The organism is Haemophilus sp. HMSC71H05, assembly GCF_001838635.1.
Lineage (GTDB): Bacteria > Pseudomonadota > Gammaproteobacteria > Enterobacterales > Pasteurellaceae > Haemophilus_D > Haemophilus_D parainfluenzae_R.
The window spans coordinates 44,697-63,530 of sequence record NZ_KV838033.1 but is presented as its reverse complement, the minus strand read 5'-3'; the positions used below and the strand labels follow the sequence as shown (position 1 = coordinate 63,530).

The 18,834-nt window shown below is 40.7% G+C and carries 20 protein-coding genes and 1 tRNA gene; 15 read left to right on the top strand and 6 right to left on the bottom strand.

Features of this window, described 5'->3' with window-relative positions; genetic code table 11:
* Positions 1-60: 60 nt before the first annotated feature.
* The 4 genes from HMPREF3279_RS10235 to HMPREF3279_RS05315 all read left to right on the top strand — a co-directional run bounded on the left by HMPREF3279_RS10235 (position 61) and on the right by HMPREF3279_RS05315 (position 2,809).
* Complete coding sequence (locus HMPREF3279_RS10235; protein ID WP_257283356.1) at positions 61-336, top strand: OsmC family protein; 276 nt, start codon at positions 61-63, stop codon at positions 334-336.
* The gene (locus tag HMPREF3279_RS10230; RefSeq protein WP_257283354.1) at positions 309-530 is read left to right on the top strand and encodes an OsmC family protein; all 222 of its coding nucleotides are present in this window, start codon (positions 309-311) and stop codon (positions 528-530) included. Before HMPREF3279_RS10235 ends, HMPREF3279_RS10230 begins: the two co-directional genes overlap by 28 nt.
* Before the next feature lie 46 nt (positions 531-576).
* Positions 577-2,643: a glycine--tRNA ligase subunit beta gene (gene glyS, locus HMPREF3279_RS05320; protein WP_070868294.1), complete on the top strand. Its 2,067-nt coding sequence runs from the start codon at positions 577-579 to the stop codon at positions 2,641-2,643.
* A gap of 89 nt (positions 2,644-2,732) precedes the next feature.
* A tRNA-Ile gene (locus tag HMPREF3279_RS05315) sits at positions 2,733-2,809 on the top strand.
* Positions 2,810-2,861: 52 nt separating this feature from the next.
* Here the strand turns inward: HMPREF3279_RS05315 and HMPREF3279_RS05310 are convergent.
* Positions 2,862-3,587, bottom strand: coding sequence for a 3-deoxy-D-manno-octulosonic acid kinase (locus HMPREF3279_RS05310; protein WP_070868293.1), 726 nt, complete (start codon positions 3,585-3,587; stop codon positions 2,862-2,864).
* A 77-nt stretch (positions 3,588-3,664) separates the two neighbouring features.
* Here HMPREF3279_RS05310 and HMPREF3279_RS05305 point away from each other — a divergent pair, with 77 nt between their 5' ends.
* Positions 3,665-4,720 (top strand): glycosyltransferase family 9 protein, encoded by a 1,056-nt coding sequence (locus tag HMPREF3279_RS05305; protein ID WP_070868292.1) that lies wholly within the window; start codon positions 3,665-3,667, stop codon positions 4,718-4,720.
* A 70-nt stretch (positions 4,721-4,790) separates the two neighbouring features.
* On the opposite strand, the gene HMPREF3279_RS05300 is transcribed toward HMPREF3279_RS05305, so the two are convergent.
* Positions 4,791-5,135: a carboxymuconolactone decarboxylase family protein gene (locus HMPREF3279_RS05300; protein ID WP_005698020.1), complete on the bottom strand. Its 345-nt coding sequence runs from the start codon at positions 5,133-5,135 to the stop codon at positions 4,791-4,793.
* A 103-nt stretch (positions 5,136-5,238) separates the two neighbouring features.
* On the opposite strand from HMPREF3279_RS05300, the gene HMPREF3279_RS05295 reads away from it, so the two are divergent.
* The 10 genes from HMPREF3279_RS05295 (at position 5,239) to HMPREF3279_RS05250 (ending at position 15,083) form a co-directional block, all read left to right on the top strand.
* Positions 5,239-6,129, top strand: coding sequence for a cupin domain-containing protein (locus tag HMPREF3279_RS05295; RefSeq protein WP_070868291.1), 891 nt, complete (start codon positions 5,239-5,241; stop codon positions 6,127-6,129).
* A 76-nt stretch (positions 6,130-6,205) separates the two neighbouring features.
* The gene (locus HMPREF3279_RS05290) at positions 6,206-8,050 is read left to right on the top strand and encodes an ABC transporter ATP-binding protein (protein WP_070868290.1); all 1,845 of its coding nucleotides are present in this window, start codon (positions 6,206-6,208) and stop codon (positions 8,048-8,050) included.
* A 133-nt stretch (positions 8,051-8,183) separates the two neighbouring features.
* Positions 8,184-8,708 carry a 23S rRNA accumulation protein YceD gene (yceD, locus tag HMPREF3279_RS05285; protein ID WP_070868289.1) on the top strand — a complete coding sequence of 175 codons (525 nt, stop codon included), beginning with the start codon at positions 8,184-8,186 and terminating at the stop codon, positions 8,706-8,708.
* Between the two features lie 22 nt (positions 8,709-8,730).
* A complete protein-coding gene (gene rpmF, locus HMPREF3279_RS05280) occupies positions 8,731-8,901 on the top strand; it encodes a 50S ribosomal protein L32 (protein ID WP_005544470.1) in 171 nt (56 codons plus the stop codon).
* Between the two features lie 21 nt (positions 8,902-8,922).
* On the top strand, positions 8,923-9,942 hold the full coding sequence (plsX, locus tag HMPREF3279_RS05275; RefSeq protein WP_070868288.1) for a phosphate acyltransferase PlsX: 1,020 nt from the start codon (positions 8,923-8,925) through the stop codon (positions 9,940-9,942).
* 18 nt (positions 9,943-9,960) lie between these two features.
* Positions 9,961-10,911: a beta-ketoacyl-ACP synthase III gene (locus HMPREF3279_RS05270; protein ID WP_032822546.1), complete on the top strand. Its 951-nt coding sequence runs from the start codon at positions 9,961-9,963 to the stop codon at positions 10,909-10,911.
* Positions 10,912-11,003: 92 nt separating this feature from the next.
* Positions 11,004-11,942, top strand: coding sequence for an ACP S-malonyltransferase (fabD, locus tag HMPREF3279_RS05265; RefSeq protein WP_070868287.1), 939 nt, complete (start codon positions 11,004-11,006; stop codon positions 11,940-11,942).
* Positions 11,943-11,955: 13 nt separating this feature from the next.
* Positions 11,956-12,684, top strand: coding sequence for a 3-oxoacyl-ACP reductase FabG (fabG, locus tag HMPREF3279_RS05260; RefSeq protein ID WP_005695317.1), 729 nt, complete (start codon positions 11,956-11,958; stop codon positions 12,682-12,684).
* A gap of 218 nt (positions 12,685-12,902) precedes the next feature.
* Complete coding sequence (gene acpP / locus HMPREF3279_RS05255) at positions 12,903-13,133, top strand: acyl carrier protein (protein ID WP_005544465.1); 231 nt, start codon at positions 12,903-12,905, stop codon at positions 13,131-13,133.
* 282 nt (positions 13,134-13,415) lie between these two features.
* A complete protein-coding gene (locus tag HMPREF3279_RS05250; RefSeq protein WP_070868286.1) occupies positions 13,416-15,083 on the top strand; it encodes an anaerobic C4-dicarboxylate transporter in 1,668 nt (555 codons plus the stop codon).
* A gap of 48 nt (positions 15,084-15,131) precedes the next feature.
* Here HMPREF3279_RS05250 and HMPREF3279_RS05245 read toward each other — a convergent pair whose 3' ends face one another.
* From HMPREF3279_RS05245 to HMPREF3279_RS05230, 4 genes are read right to left on the bottom strand one after another with little or no spacing between them, the layout of a single operon-like run.
* Positions 15,132-16,376, bottom strand: coding sequence for a beta-ketoacyl-ACP synthase (locus HMPREF3279_RS05245; RefSeq protein ID WP_070868285.1), 1,245 nt, complete (start codon positions 16,374-16,376; stop codon positions 15,132-15,134).
* 59 nt (positions 16,377-16,435) lie between these two features.
* Positions 16,436-17,164 carry a 3-oxoacyl-ACP reductase FabG gene (gene fabG, locus HMPREF3279_RS05240; RefSeq protein ID WP_070868284.1) on the bottom strand — a complete coding sequence of 243 codons (729 nt, stop codon included), beginning with the start codon at positions 17,162-17,164 and terminating at the stop codon, positions 16,436-16,438.
* Between the two features lie 3 nt (positions 17,165-17,167).
* The gene (locus tag HMPREF3279_RS05235) at positions 17,168-17,620 is read right to left on the bottom strand and encodes a hotdog family protein (protein ID WP_005695322.1); all 453 of its coding nucleotides are present in this window, start codon (positions 17,618-17,620) and stop codon (positions 17,168-17,170) included.
* The gene (locus HMPREF3279_RS05230) at positions 17,613-18,833 is read right to left on the bottom strand and encodes a beta-ketoacyl-ACP synthase (protein WP_180365027.1); all 1,221 of its coding nucleotides are present in this window, start codon (positions 18,831-18,833) and stop codon (positions 17,613-17,615) included. The genes HMPREF3279_RS05235 and HMPREF3279_RS05230 overlap by 8 nt, the downstream gene beginning before the upstream one ends.
* Position 18,834: the final 1 nt, after the last annotated feature.

The following is an 18,834-nucleotide window of genomic DNA, read 5'->3' as shown; positions in this document are numbered from 1 at the left end:
CCCTCTTTAGCAAAGAGGGGTTAGGGGAGATTTGGCAGAAGTGATAACGAAGAAAATATAATGAAGCAACATACTTATCAAACTACCGTAGAGTGGGTGGGGAATTTAGGGCGAGGCACATCCTCTTATACTGCGTATGAGCGAGATTTTATTGCTTCGGCATTGAATAAACCTAATATTTTAGGTTCTGCTGATCCTGCTTTTCGTGGTGATAAAACACGTTGGAACCCAGAAGATATGTTATTAGCCTCCATTTCTGCCTGTCATAAATTATGGTATTTACATTTTGTGCCGTTAATAACATTATTGTGCAAGAATACCGTGATGAAGCAATAGCGATTATGGATGAAGGCAGTTCTGGGCATGCAGGACGCTTTATTTCGGCAACATTAAAACCTCGTGTGAGAATTTCAAGCGAGTCGGATGCAGTTAAGGCATTGGCATTACATGAAGATGCGCATCGGGCATGTTTTATCGCAAATTCACTTAATTTCCCTGTGAAATGTGAAGCACTGATTGAAAAAGATTAAATTAAAATAAAATGGTGCCAAATCGCACCTTACCAGAGAAAACAAAATGACAACCCAAAACTTCCTAGTAGAAATCGGCACAGAAGAGCTGCCACCAAAAGCTCTCAAAACATTAGCAACCTCTTTTGCGGATAACGTTGAGGCAGAATTAAACCAAGCTGGTTTATCATTCGATAAAATCGAATGGTTTGCGGCGCCACGTCGTTTGGCGGTGAAAGTGTTGAACTTAGCCACACAACAACCAAGCAAAGAAATCGAAAAACGCGGGCCGGCAGTGTCAGCTGCTTTTGATGCGGAAGGTAAACCAACTAAAGCGGCAGAAGGCTGGGCGCGTGGTTGTGGTATTACCGTTGATCAGGCAGAGCGTATTGCGACTGATAAAGGCGAATGGTTAGTTCATCGTGCAAAAATTGAAGGTCAACCGACCAAAAACTTGCTTAATGATATTGTGGCTAATGCCTTAGCAAAATTGCCAATTCCAAAACCAATGCGTTGGGCTGATAAAACCGTGCAGTTTATTCGTCCAGTTCACACCGTGACTATGTTGTTAGGTGATGATTTAATCGAAGGCGAAATTTTAGGTGTGGCAAGTGCTCGCACTATTCGCGGTCACCGTTTCTTAGGTGAGAAAGAATTTGAAATTCAACATGCAGACCAATATCCACAATTATTGCGTGAAAAAGGTTCTGTCGTAGCCGATTTCAATGAGCGTAAAGCGGAAATCCTTGCAAAATCTCAAGCAAAAGCGACCGCACTTGGCGGCGTGGCTGATATTGAAGAAAGCTTGCTTGAGGAAGTGACTTCATTGGTGGAATATCCAAATGTTTTAGCGGCAAAATTTGAAGAACGCTTCTTAGCAGTGCCTGCGGAAGCCTTGGTTTACACCATGAAAGGCGACCAAAAATATTTCCCAATTTATGACAAAGACGGCAAATTATTACCGCACTTTATTTTTGTATCGAACATCAACCCTGAAGATCCAACCGCGATTATCGAAGGTAACGAAAAAGTGGTTCGTCCACGTTTAACCGATGCGGAATTCTTCTTCAAAACCGACTTAAAACAAAAACTGGTTGATCGTTTACCACGCTTAGAAACTGTGTTGTTCCAACAACAACTCGGTACATTAAAAGACAAAACTGATCGTATCGAACAACTTGCAGGCGAAATTGCAAAACAAATCGGTGCAGACGAAGCGAAAGCAAAACGTGCGGGGTTACTGTCAAAATGTGACTTAATGACCAACATGGTATTCGAATTCACTGATACACAAGGTGTAATGGGTATGCACTATGCCCGTCATGACGGTGAAGATGAAGAAGTCGCAGTAGCATTAAATGAGCAATACATGCCACGCTTTGCGGGTGATGAGTTACCAAAATCCTTGGTGGCAAGTGCGGTTGCTTTAGCGGATAAATTCGATACTTTAACAGGGATCTTCGGCATCGGCCAAGCGCCTAAAGGCAGTGCAGACCCGTTCGCATTACGTCGTGCGGCATTAGGTGCATTACGTATTATCGTAGAGAAAAATTTACCACTAGATTTAGAAGATTTAGTGAAAAAATCAGCCGCACTTTTCGGTGATAAACTCACGAACCAAAACGTGGTTGCTGATGTGGTGGACTTCATGCTCGGCCGTTTCCGTGCATGGTATCAAGATGAAGGCATTGCGGTGGATGTGATTCAAGCAGTATTGGCACGTCGTCCAACTCGCCCTGCTGATTTTGATGCACGCGTGCGTGCGGTTTCACACTTCCGTACTTTAGATTCAGCGGAAGCGTTAGCGGCAGCAAACAAACGTGTAAGCAACATCTTAGCAAAAGCGGATGCAGCAATTGGCGAGATCAATTTGACCGCTTGCGTAGAACCCGCAGAAAAAGCCCTTGCTGAAGCGGTACTTGCATTACGCACTGAAGTACAACCGCTTATCGCACAAAGCGATTACACGGCAGTATTAGATAAATTAGCGAACTTACGCGCACCAGTAGACAGTTTCTTTGATAACGTAATGGTAAATACTGAAGATCCAGTATTACGCCAAAACCGCTTAGCGATTTTAAATACGTTACAAGACTTGTTCTTACAAGTGGCGGATATTTCGGTATTGCAATAATAGATCTAAAAAGGATGGTCAATTTTCAAACGACTATCCTTTTGTATATAGACTTCAAAGGATTATTTCTCTATAATCAACCGCACTTTCCCCCTTTAGCTCAGTCGGTTAGAGCAGGCGACTCATAATCGCTTGGTCGCTGGTTCAAGTCCGGCAAGGGGGACCATTTATTGAGATCGCATTAGGCGGTCTTTTTTATTGCCTTTCTCTAATGCATTTTAGGCGTTATATCCTTTCAACAATTCAGCCCAATTTTCTTCACTGAATTGAATATTCATTCTGCCGACTTCTTTGATAAAAGAGCGGTGTAATCTTTCCAAGTTGCCTTGTTTCCAAGAATCGCCTGATTTTTGACCGCACTTATCGAAATCAATGAGCCAACATTTTTGTTCATTTTCGAGTTGTTGAACGAGAATATTATGAGCATTGAGATCCGTATGGCAAATTTGTAAATCATGTAACTGGCGAATTAATTTGCCGATGGCTTGCCAGATATCATTAGGCAGCTGCTGGGTTTGCAAAAGTGCGGTCAGATCTTGGGCATTTTCGATCTTTTCAATCAAGATATCCGCTTGGTAGCAAATTCCTAATTTGCCTTTTTTAACACGTGCAGCAATCGGTTTGGGTACGGCTACACCTGCTTGATTAAGTTGATTTAGCAGTTGAAATTCTGCCACGCTACGAGTTTCACTAAATGATTGAAAACGATAGCGATCTTTGTTGAATTTCCCCCATAAACCACCGCGATAATAATGACGAAGGGCAGTGTTTACACCAAAAAGATCTTTTGTATCCAGGAAGTAGGTTGTGCCGCGTCCTTTGGCTGAACCGGTAATACGTTGTTGTTTTTTCCAAAAAGCCGATTCAAAAAATGAAGCGGGCTCTGTTGGTTTTTCTGTGAGATTAAAAAGAAAGAATTGATTATCTTGTTGGAATTCAAGCATTTTAGTTGAACCGAATAATAGAAAATGCTTTCATTCTACTTTAAAATAGACGGAAATTAAATGCGCGAGGAACTCAAATGTCCCATTCTCCACTTTTTGCCTCTCCCCCTAAATCACTTTGTATTTTACGTTTGTCTGCTGTGGGTGATGTTTGCCATGCACTTGCTGTGGTGCAGCATATTCAACGTCATTGGCCGCAAACGAAATTAACGTGGATTGTGGGTAAAACAGAAATGGGTCTGCTTTCTGGCATTGAAGGCGTGGAACTGGTTCCTTACGATAAAAAGAGCGGTTGGAAAGGTGTGTGGAATTTATGGATGTTTTTGAAAAACAATCAATTTGATGCGCTTTTGAATATGCAGACGGCATTTCGTGCATCTATTATCTCTCTTGGTATTCAAGCAAAATATAAAATTGGGTTTGGCAAAAAACGTTCCCGAGAAGGGCAGTGGTTATTTGTGAATCGTCGAGTGCAAGATCCTGAAATGTCTCATGTGTTAGATGGTTTCATGGCTTTTGCAGATTATCTTGGTGTGCCACCGGCAGAAATGCTTTCTTGGCAATTGGCGATCTCTGATGCAGATCGAGAATACGCCAAACAGTTTATTGATCCAACGCGCAAAAATCTGATTATTTCTCCTTGCTCCAGTAAAGCCGAGAAAGATTGGTTGGTTGAGCGTTATGTGGAAGTGGCAAATATAGCTCATCAACATAATGTGAATGTGATTTTTTGCAGCTCACCGGCAAAACGCGAATTAGAAATGGTGAAAAAAATTACCGCACTTTGTGATTTTCAACCAGTTGATGCTTCAGGAAAAACCAGTTTGAAACAACTTGCCGCATTAATTCATCAAGCAAATTTGGTGATTTCGCCTGATTCTGGTCCAGCTCATATCGCCACCACTCAAGGTACACCAGTGATTGGCTTGTATGCTTATCACAATCCATTGCGCACTGCGCCTTATCATAATCTGGATAATGTGGTGTCGGTATATGAAGAAAATGTGCAAAAAGAACAAGGAAAACCTTCAATTGAATTGCCTTGGGCGACAAAATTAAAAGGCAAAAATTTAATGGCTGAAATTCAGATAGAGCAAGTGGTAGCTCAGATGAGAGCTTTGAATTTATTTTAAAGTGCGGTCAATTTTGGAGATAAAAAAGCCCTCAAATGAGGGCTAAAAGAATCATAAAGTTCCTTACGAATTATTCGCCTTTTTGTGCGTTGTAAGCTTCTAATGCACGAAGAGAGTAAGTGTAAGCTGCACCCGCATTTAATGCGATAGACATCGCTAATGCTGCTGCCACTTCTTCTTCAGTCGCACCTGCTTTCACCGCTTCATCAGCGTGCACGCCAATGCAGCTTTCACAACGTGTTGTTACTGCAACGGCTAATGCAATTAATTCACGGGTTTTGGCATCTAATACGTTACCTTCTGCCGCCGCCGCACCTAATGCGCCATAAGCTTGTAACATTTTAGGGTATTTTTTACCTAATGCACCAAATGATTTTTTAACGTGTGCTACATCATTTTTCCAATCTGCAAACATTGTTTTTCTCCTTAAATTTAGTACAAATTTCGAGAGGAATTATAAGCAGATTAGCGTATGATACTTGTCAAATTGTCTTAACTTTTAGACGGAAAATCTCACAATGGATTATTTAGATAAATTAACACAGCTGGCGCAAGTGCGCGGGGAAATTAATATTCGCTGCTTGTTTCAAGGGGATTGGCAAGTTGAACATCAGCCTGATGCGGCGGAATATCAAGGTTTATTTCATTTAATCGAGCAAGGTGAGTGCTGGGTAACCTTGGCGGGAAAACAGTTTCATTTAAAAAAAGGTGATCTCTTTTTTCTCCCTCAAAATCGACCGCACTTTTTGGGCAGTTCTCAACAAAAAAGAGAGAATAGCCTACAGAAAGAGCAATCAAATGCACTTTTTAATATCCATCAAATAGGAGCAGGTACGCCAGATCTGAAGATGTTTTGTGGGACATTTTATTACCAAAAACCGTCATTATTAATTGATTCGTTACCAGATTATTTACATCTTTCGCTACAAAATACGCCTGTGCAGCCTTTGGTTTCACTTTTTTTACAAGAAGCAGAGAAACCGGAGCAAGGTACAAAATCTGTTATTGATGCACTATCAAATGTGTTGTTTATTTATATTTTGCGTCATGCACAGCAAATAGGTTTGCTCAATCAAGGCTTATTAGCCGCGTTGCAGGATAAAAGGCTGAATCAAGTCCTTGAAAAAATTCTGTTTTCACCTCAATTAGATTGGAATATTGAGCAATTAGCAGAGTTGGCTTCCATGTCTCGTGCAACATTTATGCGGATCTTTCAACAGCAATTAGGGATGCCCCCAGGAAAATTTCTCACACAAGTGCGGTTAGAAATGGCGGCTGTTTTATTGAAAAATACACAAAAGACCATTTTAGCTATTGCCCTTGAAGTAGGGTATCAATCAGAAGCGCATTTTAGTAAGGCATTTAAAGCAATTTATGGGCTTTCACCGAGTCAATTTCGCAAAACATAGCCCATCGTTCAAAACTTACGCTATAATGACCGCACTTTAGGCGGCACTGTCGCCTTTAATTTTTTAAGGTATTGTTATGTTTAATAAAATATTTTCATGGTTTGAAAACCGTTTAAATCCTTATCCGGAAAGCAATCCTACTACGCCTGAAAAAGGCTTGTTCCGTTTTATTTGGTCAAGCATTGATGGTATGAAAGGCTGGATCTTTTTACTCGCAGTATTGACGGTCGGTACTGGTGTAATGGAAGCCTTACTTTTCCAATTTATGGGATTGTTGGTGGATTGGTTGGGGGCTTATACGCCAACCACGCTTTGGCAAGAAAAAGGGCATTTGCTCGCAGGTATGGCAGCCTTGCTCATTTTCAGTATTGTATGGTCCTTTGTGGGCGTGAATGTACGCTTACAAACGCTACAAGGGGTGTTCCCAATGCGTTTGCGTTGGAATTTTCACCGTTTGATGCTAGGACAAAGCTTAAGCTTTTACCAGGATGAATTTGCAGGTCGTGTATCGGCGAAAGTAATGCAAACTGCCCTCGCAGTGCGTGATACCGTCATGACCATTGCGGATATGTTGGTGTATGTTGCCGTATATTTTATTACTTCTGGTTTGGTGCTTGCAGCGTTAGATACCTGGTTTTTAGTGCCGTTTTTCTTATGGATTGTAGCATTTGTGACTATTTTACGTTTGCTTATTCCACGCTTAGCGAAAACAGCACAACGACAAGCCGATGCGCGATCTCTCATGACAGGGCGTATTACGGATGCTTACTCAAATATTGCAACGGTGAAACTATTTTCACATGATGCGAGAGAAGCGAATTATGCAAAACGTTCTATGGAAGAATTTATGGTCACCGTGCATGCACAAATGCGTTTGGCGAGTTCATTAGATACCTTAACTTACGCAACCAATATCTTCTTAACGTTAAGCACTGCAATCTTAGGCGTGGTGTTATGGCAAAACGGCCAAGTGGGCGTGGGAGCCGTGGCGACTGCAACGGCGATGGCATTACGTGTAAATGGGCTTTCTCGTTGGATTATGTGGGAATCAGCTCGCTTATTTGAAAATATCGGGACAGTGAATGATGGTATGGCAACGCTAACCAAACCGCATACCATTGTTGATAAGCCAAATTGTGCTGCATTAGAAGTGAAACAAGGTGAAATCAAATTTAACGATATTTCGTTTGCCTATGATCCGAATAAACCGTTACTTAACCATTTTAATCTCACTATTAAACCAGGTGAAAAAGTGGGCTTAATTGGTCGTTCTGGTGCGGGCAAATCAACCATTGTGAATTTACTTTTACGTTTCTACGAGGCCCAAGAAGGCTCAATTACTATTGATGGTCAAAATATTTTAGATGTAAGCCAAGAAAGCCTTCGTAGTCAGATTGGTTTAGTGACACAAGATACCTCGCTTTTACACCGTTCTGTTCGTGATAACATTATTTATGGTCGTCCAACTGCGACAGATGAAGAAATGATCAATGCAGCTAAACGTGCGGAGGCGGCAGATTTCATTCCTTATCTCAGCGATGCACAGGGTAGAAAAGGCTATGATGCCCATGTTGGTGAACGAGGGGTGAAACTGTCGGGTGGTCAACGCCAACGTATTGCCATTGCGCGTGTCATGTTAAAAGATGCGCCAATTTTACTGTTGGATGAAGCGACCAGTGCGCTAGATTCAGAAGTAGAAGTCGCGATCCAAGAAAGTCTCGACAAGATGATGGAAAATAAAACGGTTATTGCGATTGCTCACCGTTTATCCACTATTGCGGCAATGGATCGTTTAATCGTGTTAGATAAAGGACAAATTGTTGAGCAAGGGACTCATGCAGAGTTGCTCGAACAAAATGGCCTTTATGCTCGCCTTTGGAAACACCAAAGTGGCGGCTTCTTGAGTGAGCATGCCGAGTAAAACACAGGAAAAAATGACCGCACTTTGTAAAGGTACAAATCTTGAGAGAGTTTAGATAGCAATTGAACTTTTCTCATAATTAGTGCGAATTTCCTTTGACTATTTTATTGACAACAGGTAATATTCGCACCCTATGCAAAAGGTAAAACTACCCCTAACCGTTGATCCGGTTAAAGACGCTCAACAAAGAATTGATTATGATGGTTATTATACCGCTAGTCAGTTAGTGCGTTTAGCTGAATCTACGGGGAAAGTGCTCAGCGATGCACTGGTAACATTATCGTTTTATATTGATCCACAAAAATTAGTGGTGATGAAAGGGCAAGTACAAGTTGATGTTGAATTAGAGTGTCAACGTTGTGGCGAACCATTCAAACAAACATTGGAATGTAACTTTACTTATAGTCCAGTGGCTAATTGGGATCAGGCTGATGACTTGCCGGAAATTTATGAGCCAATCGAATTTAATGAGTTTGGTGAAATAGATTTACTTGGTGCAGTGGAAGACGAACTTATTTTAGCTCTACCGCTTGTCCCAATGCATTCATCTGAACACTGTGAAGTGTCCGCGCACGAACAGGTTTTTGGCGAATTGCCTGAAGAATTGGCAAAAAAACCGAACCCGTTCGCTGTATTAGCTAATTTAAAGCAAAAGTAAATTAAATTTAGGAGTATAGCCAATGGCTGTTCAACAAAACAAAAAATCTCGTTCACGTCGTGATATGCGTCGTTCACACGATGCATTAACTACTGCTGCAGTATCAGTGGATAAAGCAAGCGGTGAAACTCACTTACGCCACCACGTAACTGCTGACGGTTACTACCGTGGTCGCAAAGTGATCAATAAGTAATTTTACTTATAAGGTATTCACTTGAACCGTCTAACCTTAGCGTTAGATGTGATGGGCGGGGACATTGGTCCCCGTATTACTATCCCCGCATCTCTTTCAGCGTTGGAAGCAGATCCAATGCTCTCTTTAGTGCTGTTTGGCGATAGCCAACAAATTTCCCCTTTACTGGAAAATGCACCTTCTTCCCTTTTAGAACGTATTCAAATTCATCATTGCACTAAGACTATTGATAACAATCAAGGTATTTCTCATGCATTGCGTCATAGCAAAGGCACGTCGATGCGTTTAGCTATTGAAATGGTTCAGAAAGGCGAGGCGCAAGGTTGTGTCAGCGCAGGAAATACGGGCGCATTAATGGGATTGTCAAAGGTTCTCTTACAGCCTTTAGAGGGGATTCAACGCCCAGCGTTGGTATCCTTATTACCATCGATGACGGGTGATAAAACCGTGATGTTAGATTTAGGTGCGAACATAGAATGTTCTGCTCAAAATCTCTATGAATTTGCCGTCATGGGCTCGATCTTTGCCGAAAACCGATTGAACTTAGTTTATCCACGTATTGCCTTACTCAATATCGGTGCGGAAGAAATTAAAGGGCATCAATCCATTCGTGAAGCTGCGAATTTATTAGAAAAATCAACCGCACTTAATTATACCGGCTTTATTGAAGGTAACTTTTTATTAAATGGTGTGGCTGATGTGATCGTGAGTGATGGGTTTTCGGGAAATATTGCATTAAAAACCCTTGAAGGGGCAGCTAAGAATCTGTTATCTCTTCTGAAAGGAAAAGAAAAACAGCCTATTTTTAAATCATTTGCCAAATTTATTCTGCGTTTTTTCTTTAAGGATGCTTATCATCGCTTGAAACGCATTAACCCAGATGAATATAATGGGGCATCTTTACTCGGATTAACGGCTGTTGTGGTGAAAAGCCATGGCAGCGCAAATGTGGATGCATTTGCTCGTGCAATTGCGGATGCAGCTTTGCAAGCTCGTTTGCAAATTCCACAAAAAATCTTGGCGGGTTTACAACGTTATTAATTAATAAGTTTTGATATGATGAATAGTAGAATTTTATCCACCGGTAGCTATTTGCCGAGCCATATTCGTACCAATGCGGATTTGGAAAAAATGGTTGATACTTCAGATGAATGGATCGTGACACGTTCAGGCATTCGTGAACGTCGTATTGCAGCTGCAGATGAAACTGTTGCAACAATGGGATGTGAAGCAGCCAAAAAAGCACTTGAAATGGCCAATCTTGATCCTCAAGAAATTGAGTTGATCATTGTTGCGACAACCAGTGGTTCTCACGCTTATCCAAGTTCAGCTTGCCAAGTTCAAGGTTTATTAGGTATTGAAGACGCGATTTCTTTTGACTTAGCAGCAGCTTGTACCGGTTTTGTTTATGCTTTAGGTGTAGCGGATAAATTTATTCGTTCAGGTAGCGTGAAAAAAGCCCTTGTGATTGGTGCAGATCTTAACTCGCGTAAATTAGATGAAACGGATCGTAGCACTGTTGTGTTATTTGGTGATGGTGCGGGTGCCGTGATCTTAGAAGCATCAGAGCAAGAAGGCATTATTTCAACGCATTTACATGCATCGCCAGATAACAATGCGGCATTACTACTTCCACAAGCAGAACGTGGCGTGGAGAAGTCTGGCTATATTGAAATGCAAGGTAATGAAACCTTTAAATTAGCGGTGCGCGAGCTTTCCAATGTGGTGGAAGAAACCCTTTCTGCCAATAATCTCCAAAAAACAGATATTGACTGGCTTGTACCACATCAAGCGAATTTACGCATTATCACTGCAACAGCGAAAAAATTAGAGATGGATATGTCGCAAGTAGTGGTAACGCTTGATCGTACAGCCAATACCAGTGCGGCGACAGTACCAACAGCTTTAGATGAAGCAGTGCGAGATGGCCGAATTCAACGCGGTCAATTGCTTTTACTCGAAGCTTTTGGCGGTGGTTGGACTTGGGGTTCAGCATTGGTGCGATTCTAATTAATTTGTTAGAATCCCGACAGAATTTTAAAAGTGCGGTTAAATTTGACCGCACTTTCAACATTTAAACGATGAAGAAATAGGAAGAAAACATGAAAAAATTCGCAATGGTTTTTCCAGGACAAGGTTCTCAAGCTGTTGGTATGTTAGCTGATCTTGCTAACGAATATCCGGTAGTCACTGAGACTTTTAAACAAGCATCAGAAGCACTTGGCTATGATTTATGGAACTTGGTTCAACAAGGTCCAGCAGAAGAATTAAATAAAACTTGGCAAACTCAACCAGCATTATTAGCGGCATCCGTTGCGATCTTCCGTGTATGGCAAGAAAAATACCCACAATTACAACCAAGTGTGATGGCTGGTCACAGTTTAGGTGAATATTCTGCGTTAGTCTGCGCAGGTGTCATTGATTTTAAAGATGCGATTAAATTAGTCGAATTACGCGGTAAATTAATGCAGCAAGCAGTACCAGAAGGTACGGGTGCAATGTATGCGATTATTGGTTTAGACAATGAAGCAATTATCAATGCATGTAAACAAGCAGAACAAGGTGAAGTCGTATCTGCAGTAAACTTTAACTCACCGGGCCAAGTGGTGATTGCAGGGGCAAAAGAAGCCGTAGAACGTGCAGCTGCTTTATGTAAAGAAGCGGGGGCAAAACGTGCTTTACCATTATCGGTAAGTGTTCCTTCACATTGCGCATTAATGAAACCTGCAGCAGACCAATTAGCTGTAACACTTGAAAGCATTGTGCTTAATGCGCCAGCAACTGCTGTCTTAAATAACGTGGATGTCAAAGCGGAAACTGAAAGTGCAGAAATTCGTACCGCACTTATTCGTCAATTATATAGCCCGGTTCGTTGGACTGAAACCGTTGAGAAAATGGCGCAAGATGGCGTAGAAGTTTTAGTTGAAATCGGCCCAGGTAAAGTATTAAACGGTTTAACAAAACGTATCGTGGCAGAATTACAAGCAACATCAGTAAACGATGTGGCATCATTAGATGCTGTTGAAGCATTATTAGCATAAAAGGGGATTAAAAATGCAAAATAAAATCGCATTAGTGACAGGTGCAACACGTGGTATTGGCCGCGCAATTGCAGAAGAATTAGCATCAAAAGGTGCATTTGTAATTGGTACCGCAACCTCTGAAAAAGGTGCTGATACCATTTCTGCTTACCTTGGTGATAAAGGTAAAGGTTTAGTATTAAATGTGGCAGACAAAGAAAGTATTGATGCCGTATTAGAACAAATTAAAGAGCAATTTGGTGATATTGATATTCTTGTGAATAACGCAGGTATCACACGCGATAACTTATTAATGCGTATGAAAGATGAAGAATGGTTTGATATTATGCAAACTAACTTAACTTCTGTATTCCATCTTTCTAAAGCAATGTTACGCTCAATGATGAAAAAACGTTTCGGTCGTATTATTACTATCGGTTCAGTGGTGGGTTCAATGGGCAACCCTGGTCAATCTAACTATTGTGCAGCAAAAGCGGGTTTGATTGGTTTTTCTAAAGGTTTAGCGAAAGAAGTGGCATCACGTGGTATTACTGTAAACGTTGTGGCTCCAGGTTTCATCGCAACGGATATGACAGAAGTGCTTACTGAAGAACAAAAAGCAGGTATTCTAGGTAATGTCCCTGCAGGTCGTTTAGGTGAACCAAAAGATATTGCAAAAGCTGTGGCGTTTTTAGCTTCTGATGATGCAGCTTATATTACAGGTACCACATTACATGTAAATGGCGGCTTATATATGAGCTAACCCTTTAGGGGAGATATATCGGGGATTTTGTCTATAAAATATAGCAAAGCAGTTTAGTTAATGATAAAATCCCAACCGCAATGTAACTTTTTCTCTGTATGTGTTTTTACATTGCCTGTTTTTTTGTGGTGCGACCACCTAAGAAATAGTTGCAACTTTATCAAAAATGCATACACTAACCGCTCTTAAATGAGTTAAAACAACAATAGGAAAAACAAATGAGTATTGAAGAACGCGTGAAAAAAATCATCGTTGAACAATTAGGTGTTAAAGAAGAAGACGTAAAACCAGAAGCTTCTTTCGTTGAAGATTTAGGTGCGGATTCTTTAGATACAGTTGAATTAGTAATGGCTTTAGAAGAAGAATTCGATATCGAAATTCCTGATGAAGAAGCTGAAAAAATCACAACTGTTCAATCTGCGATTGACTACGTTCAAAACAATCAGTAATTTTTAAGTTGGGCGATCTTTTAGGTCGCCTAATTTTTTTCTTTAAATTTCTTTTCTAAATTCTTTATCTTCAAATAAAACAAGATACATCTAAATCTTTTAAATTTCCGACCGCACTTCCCTTTATTTAATCTTTCTCAGATTTGCTTTTATTGTTTGGTTCTCCTATTTTTTGATTTAAAACAAAATTTACCCTAAAAATACTTATTATGAGTTAATTTTAGTGCTAATATTTGGTCCAAATTTTTTTCTAATTAACCATAAAATGATTCGGAGTATCTTATGGATTTTCTAATGAACCTAGGTGAAGGTAGCCAGTTTGCTATTCAGCTTGTTATTGTTCTTATCTGTTTGTTTTACGGGGCAAAAAAAGGTGGTATTGCACTGGGTATGCTCGGTGGGGTAGGCTTAATTGTTCTTGTTTTCGGCTTTGGTATTGAACCAGGTAAGCCAGCTATCGATGTGATGTTAACTATCCTTGCAGTGGTGGTCACATCGGCAACATTACAAGCCAGTGGTGGTTTAGATGTAATGTTACAAATTGCGGAGAAAATGCTTCGTCGTAACCCGAAATATGTCAGTATTTTGGCACCATTCGTCACCTGTTTCTTAACTATTTTATGTGGTACAGGACACGTGGTTTATACCATGTTACCAATCATTTATGATATCGCGATCAAAAATGATATTCGTCCTGAACGTCCAATGGCGGCAAGTTCAATTGCTTCTCAAATGGGTATTATCGCATCACCTGTTTCTGTGGCAGTAGTAACTTTAACCACATTCTTAGTGAATGCTAAAACCCCATTAGCAGGTTTTGATGGTTATTTAGATTTATTAAAAATTACCGTGCCTTCAACCCTTTGCGGTGTGTTGGCTATCGGTATTTTCAGCTGGTTCCGCGGTAAAGATTTAGATAAAGACCCAGAATTCCAAGAGAAATTAAAAGATCCTGAATTCAAAAAATATGTTTATGGTGATAGCACATCATTGTTAGACAAAAAATTACCACAATCTAGCTGGAATGCGATGTGGATCTTCTTTGGTGCAATTTTAGTGGTAGCGGTATTAGGTTACTTTAAAGATTTACGTCCAGCTTTCGAAAAATCAGCACCAGCTCAAGTGGTTGAAATTGTTTCTGCCGATAAAGCCGTGAAATCTTTCAATGTTAAAGACGGTAAAATTGTTGCATTAGCAAAAGATGGTACATTAGTGCTTGATGTTAAAGACAGCAAAGCGAAAGCTCAAACAGCCTACAATAATGTTGCAATTTATAACGATAAAGGTGAAGTCGCTCAAACAATTACCGCTCAAGATAACAATGTTGTGATCACTGCGGGTGATAAAACTGAAACTATCGATAACGCTGCAATCGTATTAAAAGACACCACTAAGAAAAAAGTGAATTTAAGTATGGTTCATGTTATTCAAATCTTCATGTTATTAGCGGGCGCATTAATTGTTATCTTTACTAAAACTGATGCGGGTAAAATCAGTAAAAATGAAATTTTCCGTTCAGGTATGATTGCATTAGTAGCCGTATTCGGGATTTCTTGGATGGCAGAAACCATGTTTACCGTTCACACGCCAATGATGAAAGCGGCACTTGGTGATGTGGTAAAAGCACATCCTTGGACTTACGCCGTGATGTTGTTATTAATTTCTAAATTTGTAAACTCACAAGCTGCAGCATTGGTTGCATTCGTTCCATTAGCTTTAGGTATCGGTGTTGATCCAGCTGTTATCTTAGCCTTTGCTTCAGCTTGTTACGGTTACTACATTTTACCTACTTACCCAAGTGACCTTGCGGCAATCCAATTCGACCGTTCAGGCACAACCCACATTGGTAAGTTTGTAATTAACCACAGCTTTATTTTACCGGGCTTAATCGGTGTAATTACTTCATGTATCTTTGGTTACATTTTCACAAGCTTGTTTGGTTATCTATAATAACTAACAGATAAAAGAAAAGGCTATTCGTTTGAATAGCCTTTTTTATTATGCTTCCCAGCGTTTAAAAATGAGCGAGGTATTAACGCCCCCAAAAGCAAAGTTATTATTCATAACATAGTTTGTTTGAATTTGTCGGCCATCACCTTGAATATAGTCTAATTTGCCACAGCGTTCATCAATATTGTCTAGGTTAATGGTTGGGGCAAACCAGCCATCACGCATCATTTCAATTGAGAACCATGACTCTAATGCACCACAAGCACCTAGGGTATGTCCTAAATAGCTTTTTTGTGAGCTAAGTGGTATTTTTCCAAACACAGCTTCCGTTGCGAGTGTTTCTGCGATGTCGCCTTGTTCAGTGGCCGTACCATGGCCATTTACATAGCCCACTTGATCTGGAGATAACTGCGCATCTTTTAAGGCTAACTCCATACAGCGCTGCATAGTATCTTTTTGTGGACGTGTCACATGAGCTCCATCGCTATTAGCACCATAGCCAACAATTTCTGCAATGATATTGGCACCACGAGAAAGCGCATGTTCCAGCTCTTCTAATACAAAAATACCTGCACCTTCACCAATCACTAATCCATCACGATCTTTATCATAAGGACGAGGCGTTTGTTTAGGATGTGCATTGTTTCTACTTGCCGCATAAAGAGAGTCAAATACATAGACCTCAGATGGGCAAAACTCTTCTGCGCCGCCAGCAAGCATCATTGGGATTAAACCATGTTTAATTGATTCATAAGCATAACCAATACCTTGGCTGCCAGAAGAACAAGCACTAGATGTGGGAATGATTCGGCCTGTTAGGCCAAAGAAAATGCCAATATTCGCTGCAGTGGTGTGAGGCATCATTCGTACATAGGTATTGGCATTAAATCCATCTGATTTTCCGGTCATGAGAAGTTCTGCTGCATCTCTGACATCATTTGTTGAGCCAGTAGAAGAGCCACAGGCGACACCCATTATTCCTTCTTTTAAATAAGGTAAAATGATTCCATTCTCATCTAATAAATTGGCATTTGCTAAGGCGAGTTCAGCGGCTTCAACAGCAAATTGAGAGACACGGCCTAAACTGCGAAGTTGTTTTCTATTCCAATGGGCAGGAGGGGTGTAATCATGGATTTCTGCACCGAGATTTGCACCTAACTCAGGATAACGTTCAGCCCATTCAGTTTTCGCTTGAACTGCATTTTGTTTGCGTTGAAAGGCAGCTTTTACGTCTTCCCATGTTTTTCCAAAGGCTGTGACCGCACCAATACCTGTAATGACAACTCGTTTCATTTTTTTATCTCAATTATTCATTATTAGACTAGCACAAACAATTTTGTACTGTAAATGTTTTAGCAAAGCCCGCCATTTACAGCGATAACTTGTCGAGTAATATAAGCTGCTTTTTCGTCCATCAGAAAATCTACGGCATGCGCAACTTCTTCAGGGCTTCCCATTCTTGCCGCTGGAATCATTTTTAAAATTTCATCAATTGGGAGATTTTCCTCCAAGATATCCGTATCGATGAGACCTGGAGCTACACAGTTTACCGTGATTTTGCGTTTAGCGAGTTCGACGGCGAGCGCTTTTGCTGCCCCGATAATACCAGCCTTAGATGCGCTATAGTTAACTTGGCCTCGGTTGCCAATTAGTCCAGATACAGATGTAATACAAACGATTCGACCCGCTTTACGGCGTCGGATCATTGGCATCATAATAGGATGGAGAACATTATAAAATCCATCTAAATTCGTGCGTAGAACAACATCCCAATCTTCATCAGTCAGAGCGGGGAATGCATTATCTCTCGTTAATCCTGCATTGAGAACAACGCCATAATAAGCACCATGAGATTCAACATCCGCAAGTAGTTTTTCTGCTGTTTCGTTTCGATGACTAACATCAAACTGTAATACGCGAGCTTGACGACCTAATTCTCGAATTGATTGTGCGACCTCTTCAGCTTCTTCAATACGACTGCGGCAATGAACCACAATATCAAAACCTGATTGTGCAAGGCGTAAGGCGATGGCTTTACCGATACCTCGGCTTGAGCCTGTAACTAAAATGGTTTCACTCATTTTTTATTCCTGTGATACTTGTGGTCTGAAAACGTTTAATGCACCTTCCACTAAAGGTTGCTGATTAGAAAGATCGATTAACGTACAGTCAAAAACACCAAATCCTGTTGCGTCTTCAATAGAACGTTTAATTTGAATTTGTAATAAACTTCCGACTGAGATATCTTGGCGATGTAATGTCAGTTTTCTTGAGCCGATCCAATAGCCTAATCCAATAGGTTGACCCGCTTTTACACATTTACATCCCGCCCATGCTGCTACGCCTTGAGCTAAGATTTCAGCGCCCATATAAGTAGCCAATTTACCGTCTTTTAAGAGCAGGCAATCTGGTTTTACGGTCATCTCTGCGATCAAATAATCTTCGCCAAATTCAGTAATTTTATCTAGCATGACCATTTCCCCACTATGAGGGATTAATGGTGAGATATCAGTAATAGGACAGGTTAAATCAATCATTCACTTCCCCTAAAATAAGTACTGAATTATTCCCACCAAAAGCGAAAGAGCTACTTGCACCAATGCGTCTGTCGGATTTCCAATGACTCATGTGATCAGTAATGGCAATCGGTGGCATTTTTTCATCGGTTTGTTCATCCCATAATTGTGCAGGGAGTTTACCTGTTGGGTTAAAAGTGCGGTCAATCATTCCCCATAAAATAGCGGCCTCAATAGCACCCGCAGCACCTAGTGTGTGTCCTGTATAAGGTTTTGTTGTTGTGCAAGGGGTATCGTGACCAAAAATATGGTGAATGGCTAAGGCTTCCATCTGATCATTATGAATGGTGCCTGTGCCATGTAAATTAACCCAATTGATGGCTTCTGGTGCAAGTTTTGCTGAGTTTAATGCGTTTTGGAACGCTTTAATCGCACCTTCACCTTCAGGGTGTGGCGATGACATATGATAGGCATCACTGCTGGCGCCATAGCCTAATAGCGCAACATTATGATCATCTAATTTTTCTTTACTCATCACGAATACAGCGGAACCTTCACCAAGATTGATCCCTTGTCTGTTGGCAGAAAAAGGATTGGTTTGTTCAGCAGATAAAACGGAGAGAGAGTTAAAACCAACTAAGGTTAATAGCGATAAAGTATCGACGCCGCCGCAAATTACCGCATCGCACAAATTTGCATTCAATAAGCGAGCTGCACTAATTAATGCTTTCGCACCCGATGTGCAAGCGGTTGAAATGCCATAGATAAGATTGGTTAAGCCATATTGATGGGCAATGAAATCAGCCGGAGCAGAAAAATATTGTTGTTGTTGATTAAATTCCGCGCCAGACCAATCTTCATGTTCTGCAGCATATTTAAATACAGGTAAATTTTCATCTACTCCCGTGGTAGATGTACCGATAACTACTGCAATACGGTGACGACCAAAACGTGAGATAGCTTGCTGAATCGTTGGTTCAATTTGTTCTAAGCTGTGCCAGAGTAATTGATTGTTTCGGCTGTGATGTTTTTTGGGTAAATCAGCCGGAAATGCACGCAAGGAGCTGTTGACTTCACCCAGAGTATTATATTTACCCTGTAAGCCATTTTCTTGGAAATGCTTGTTAGAAAAAGTCAGTGGCGAGTCACTACCTTCTAATAAAGTTTGAATATGTTGAGATAGACTATCGCCAATACTACTCAAAATGCCTGGTTGAGAAAGAAATAATTGCACA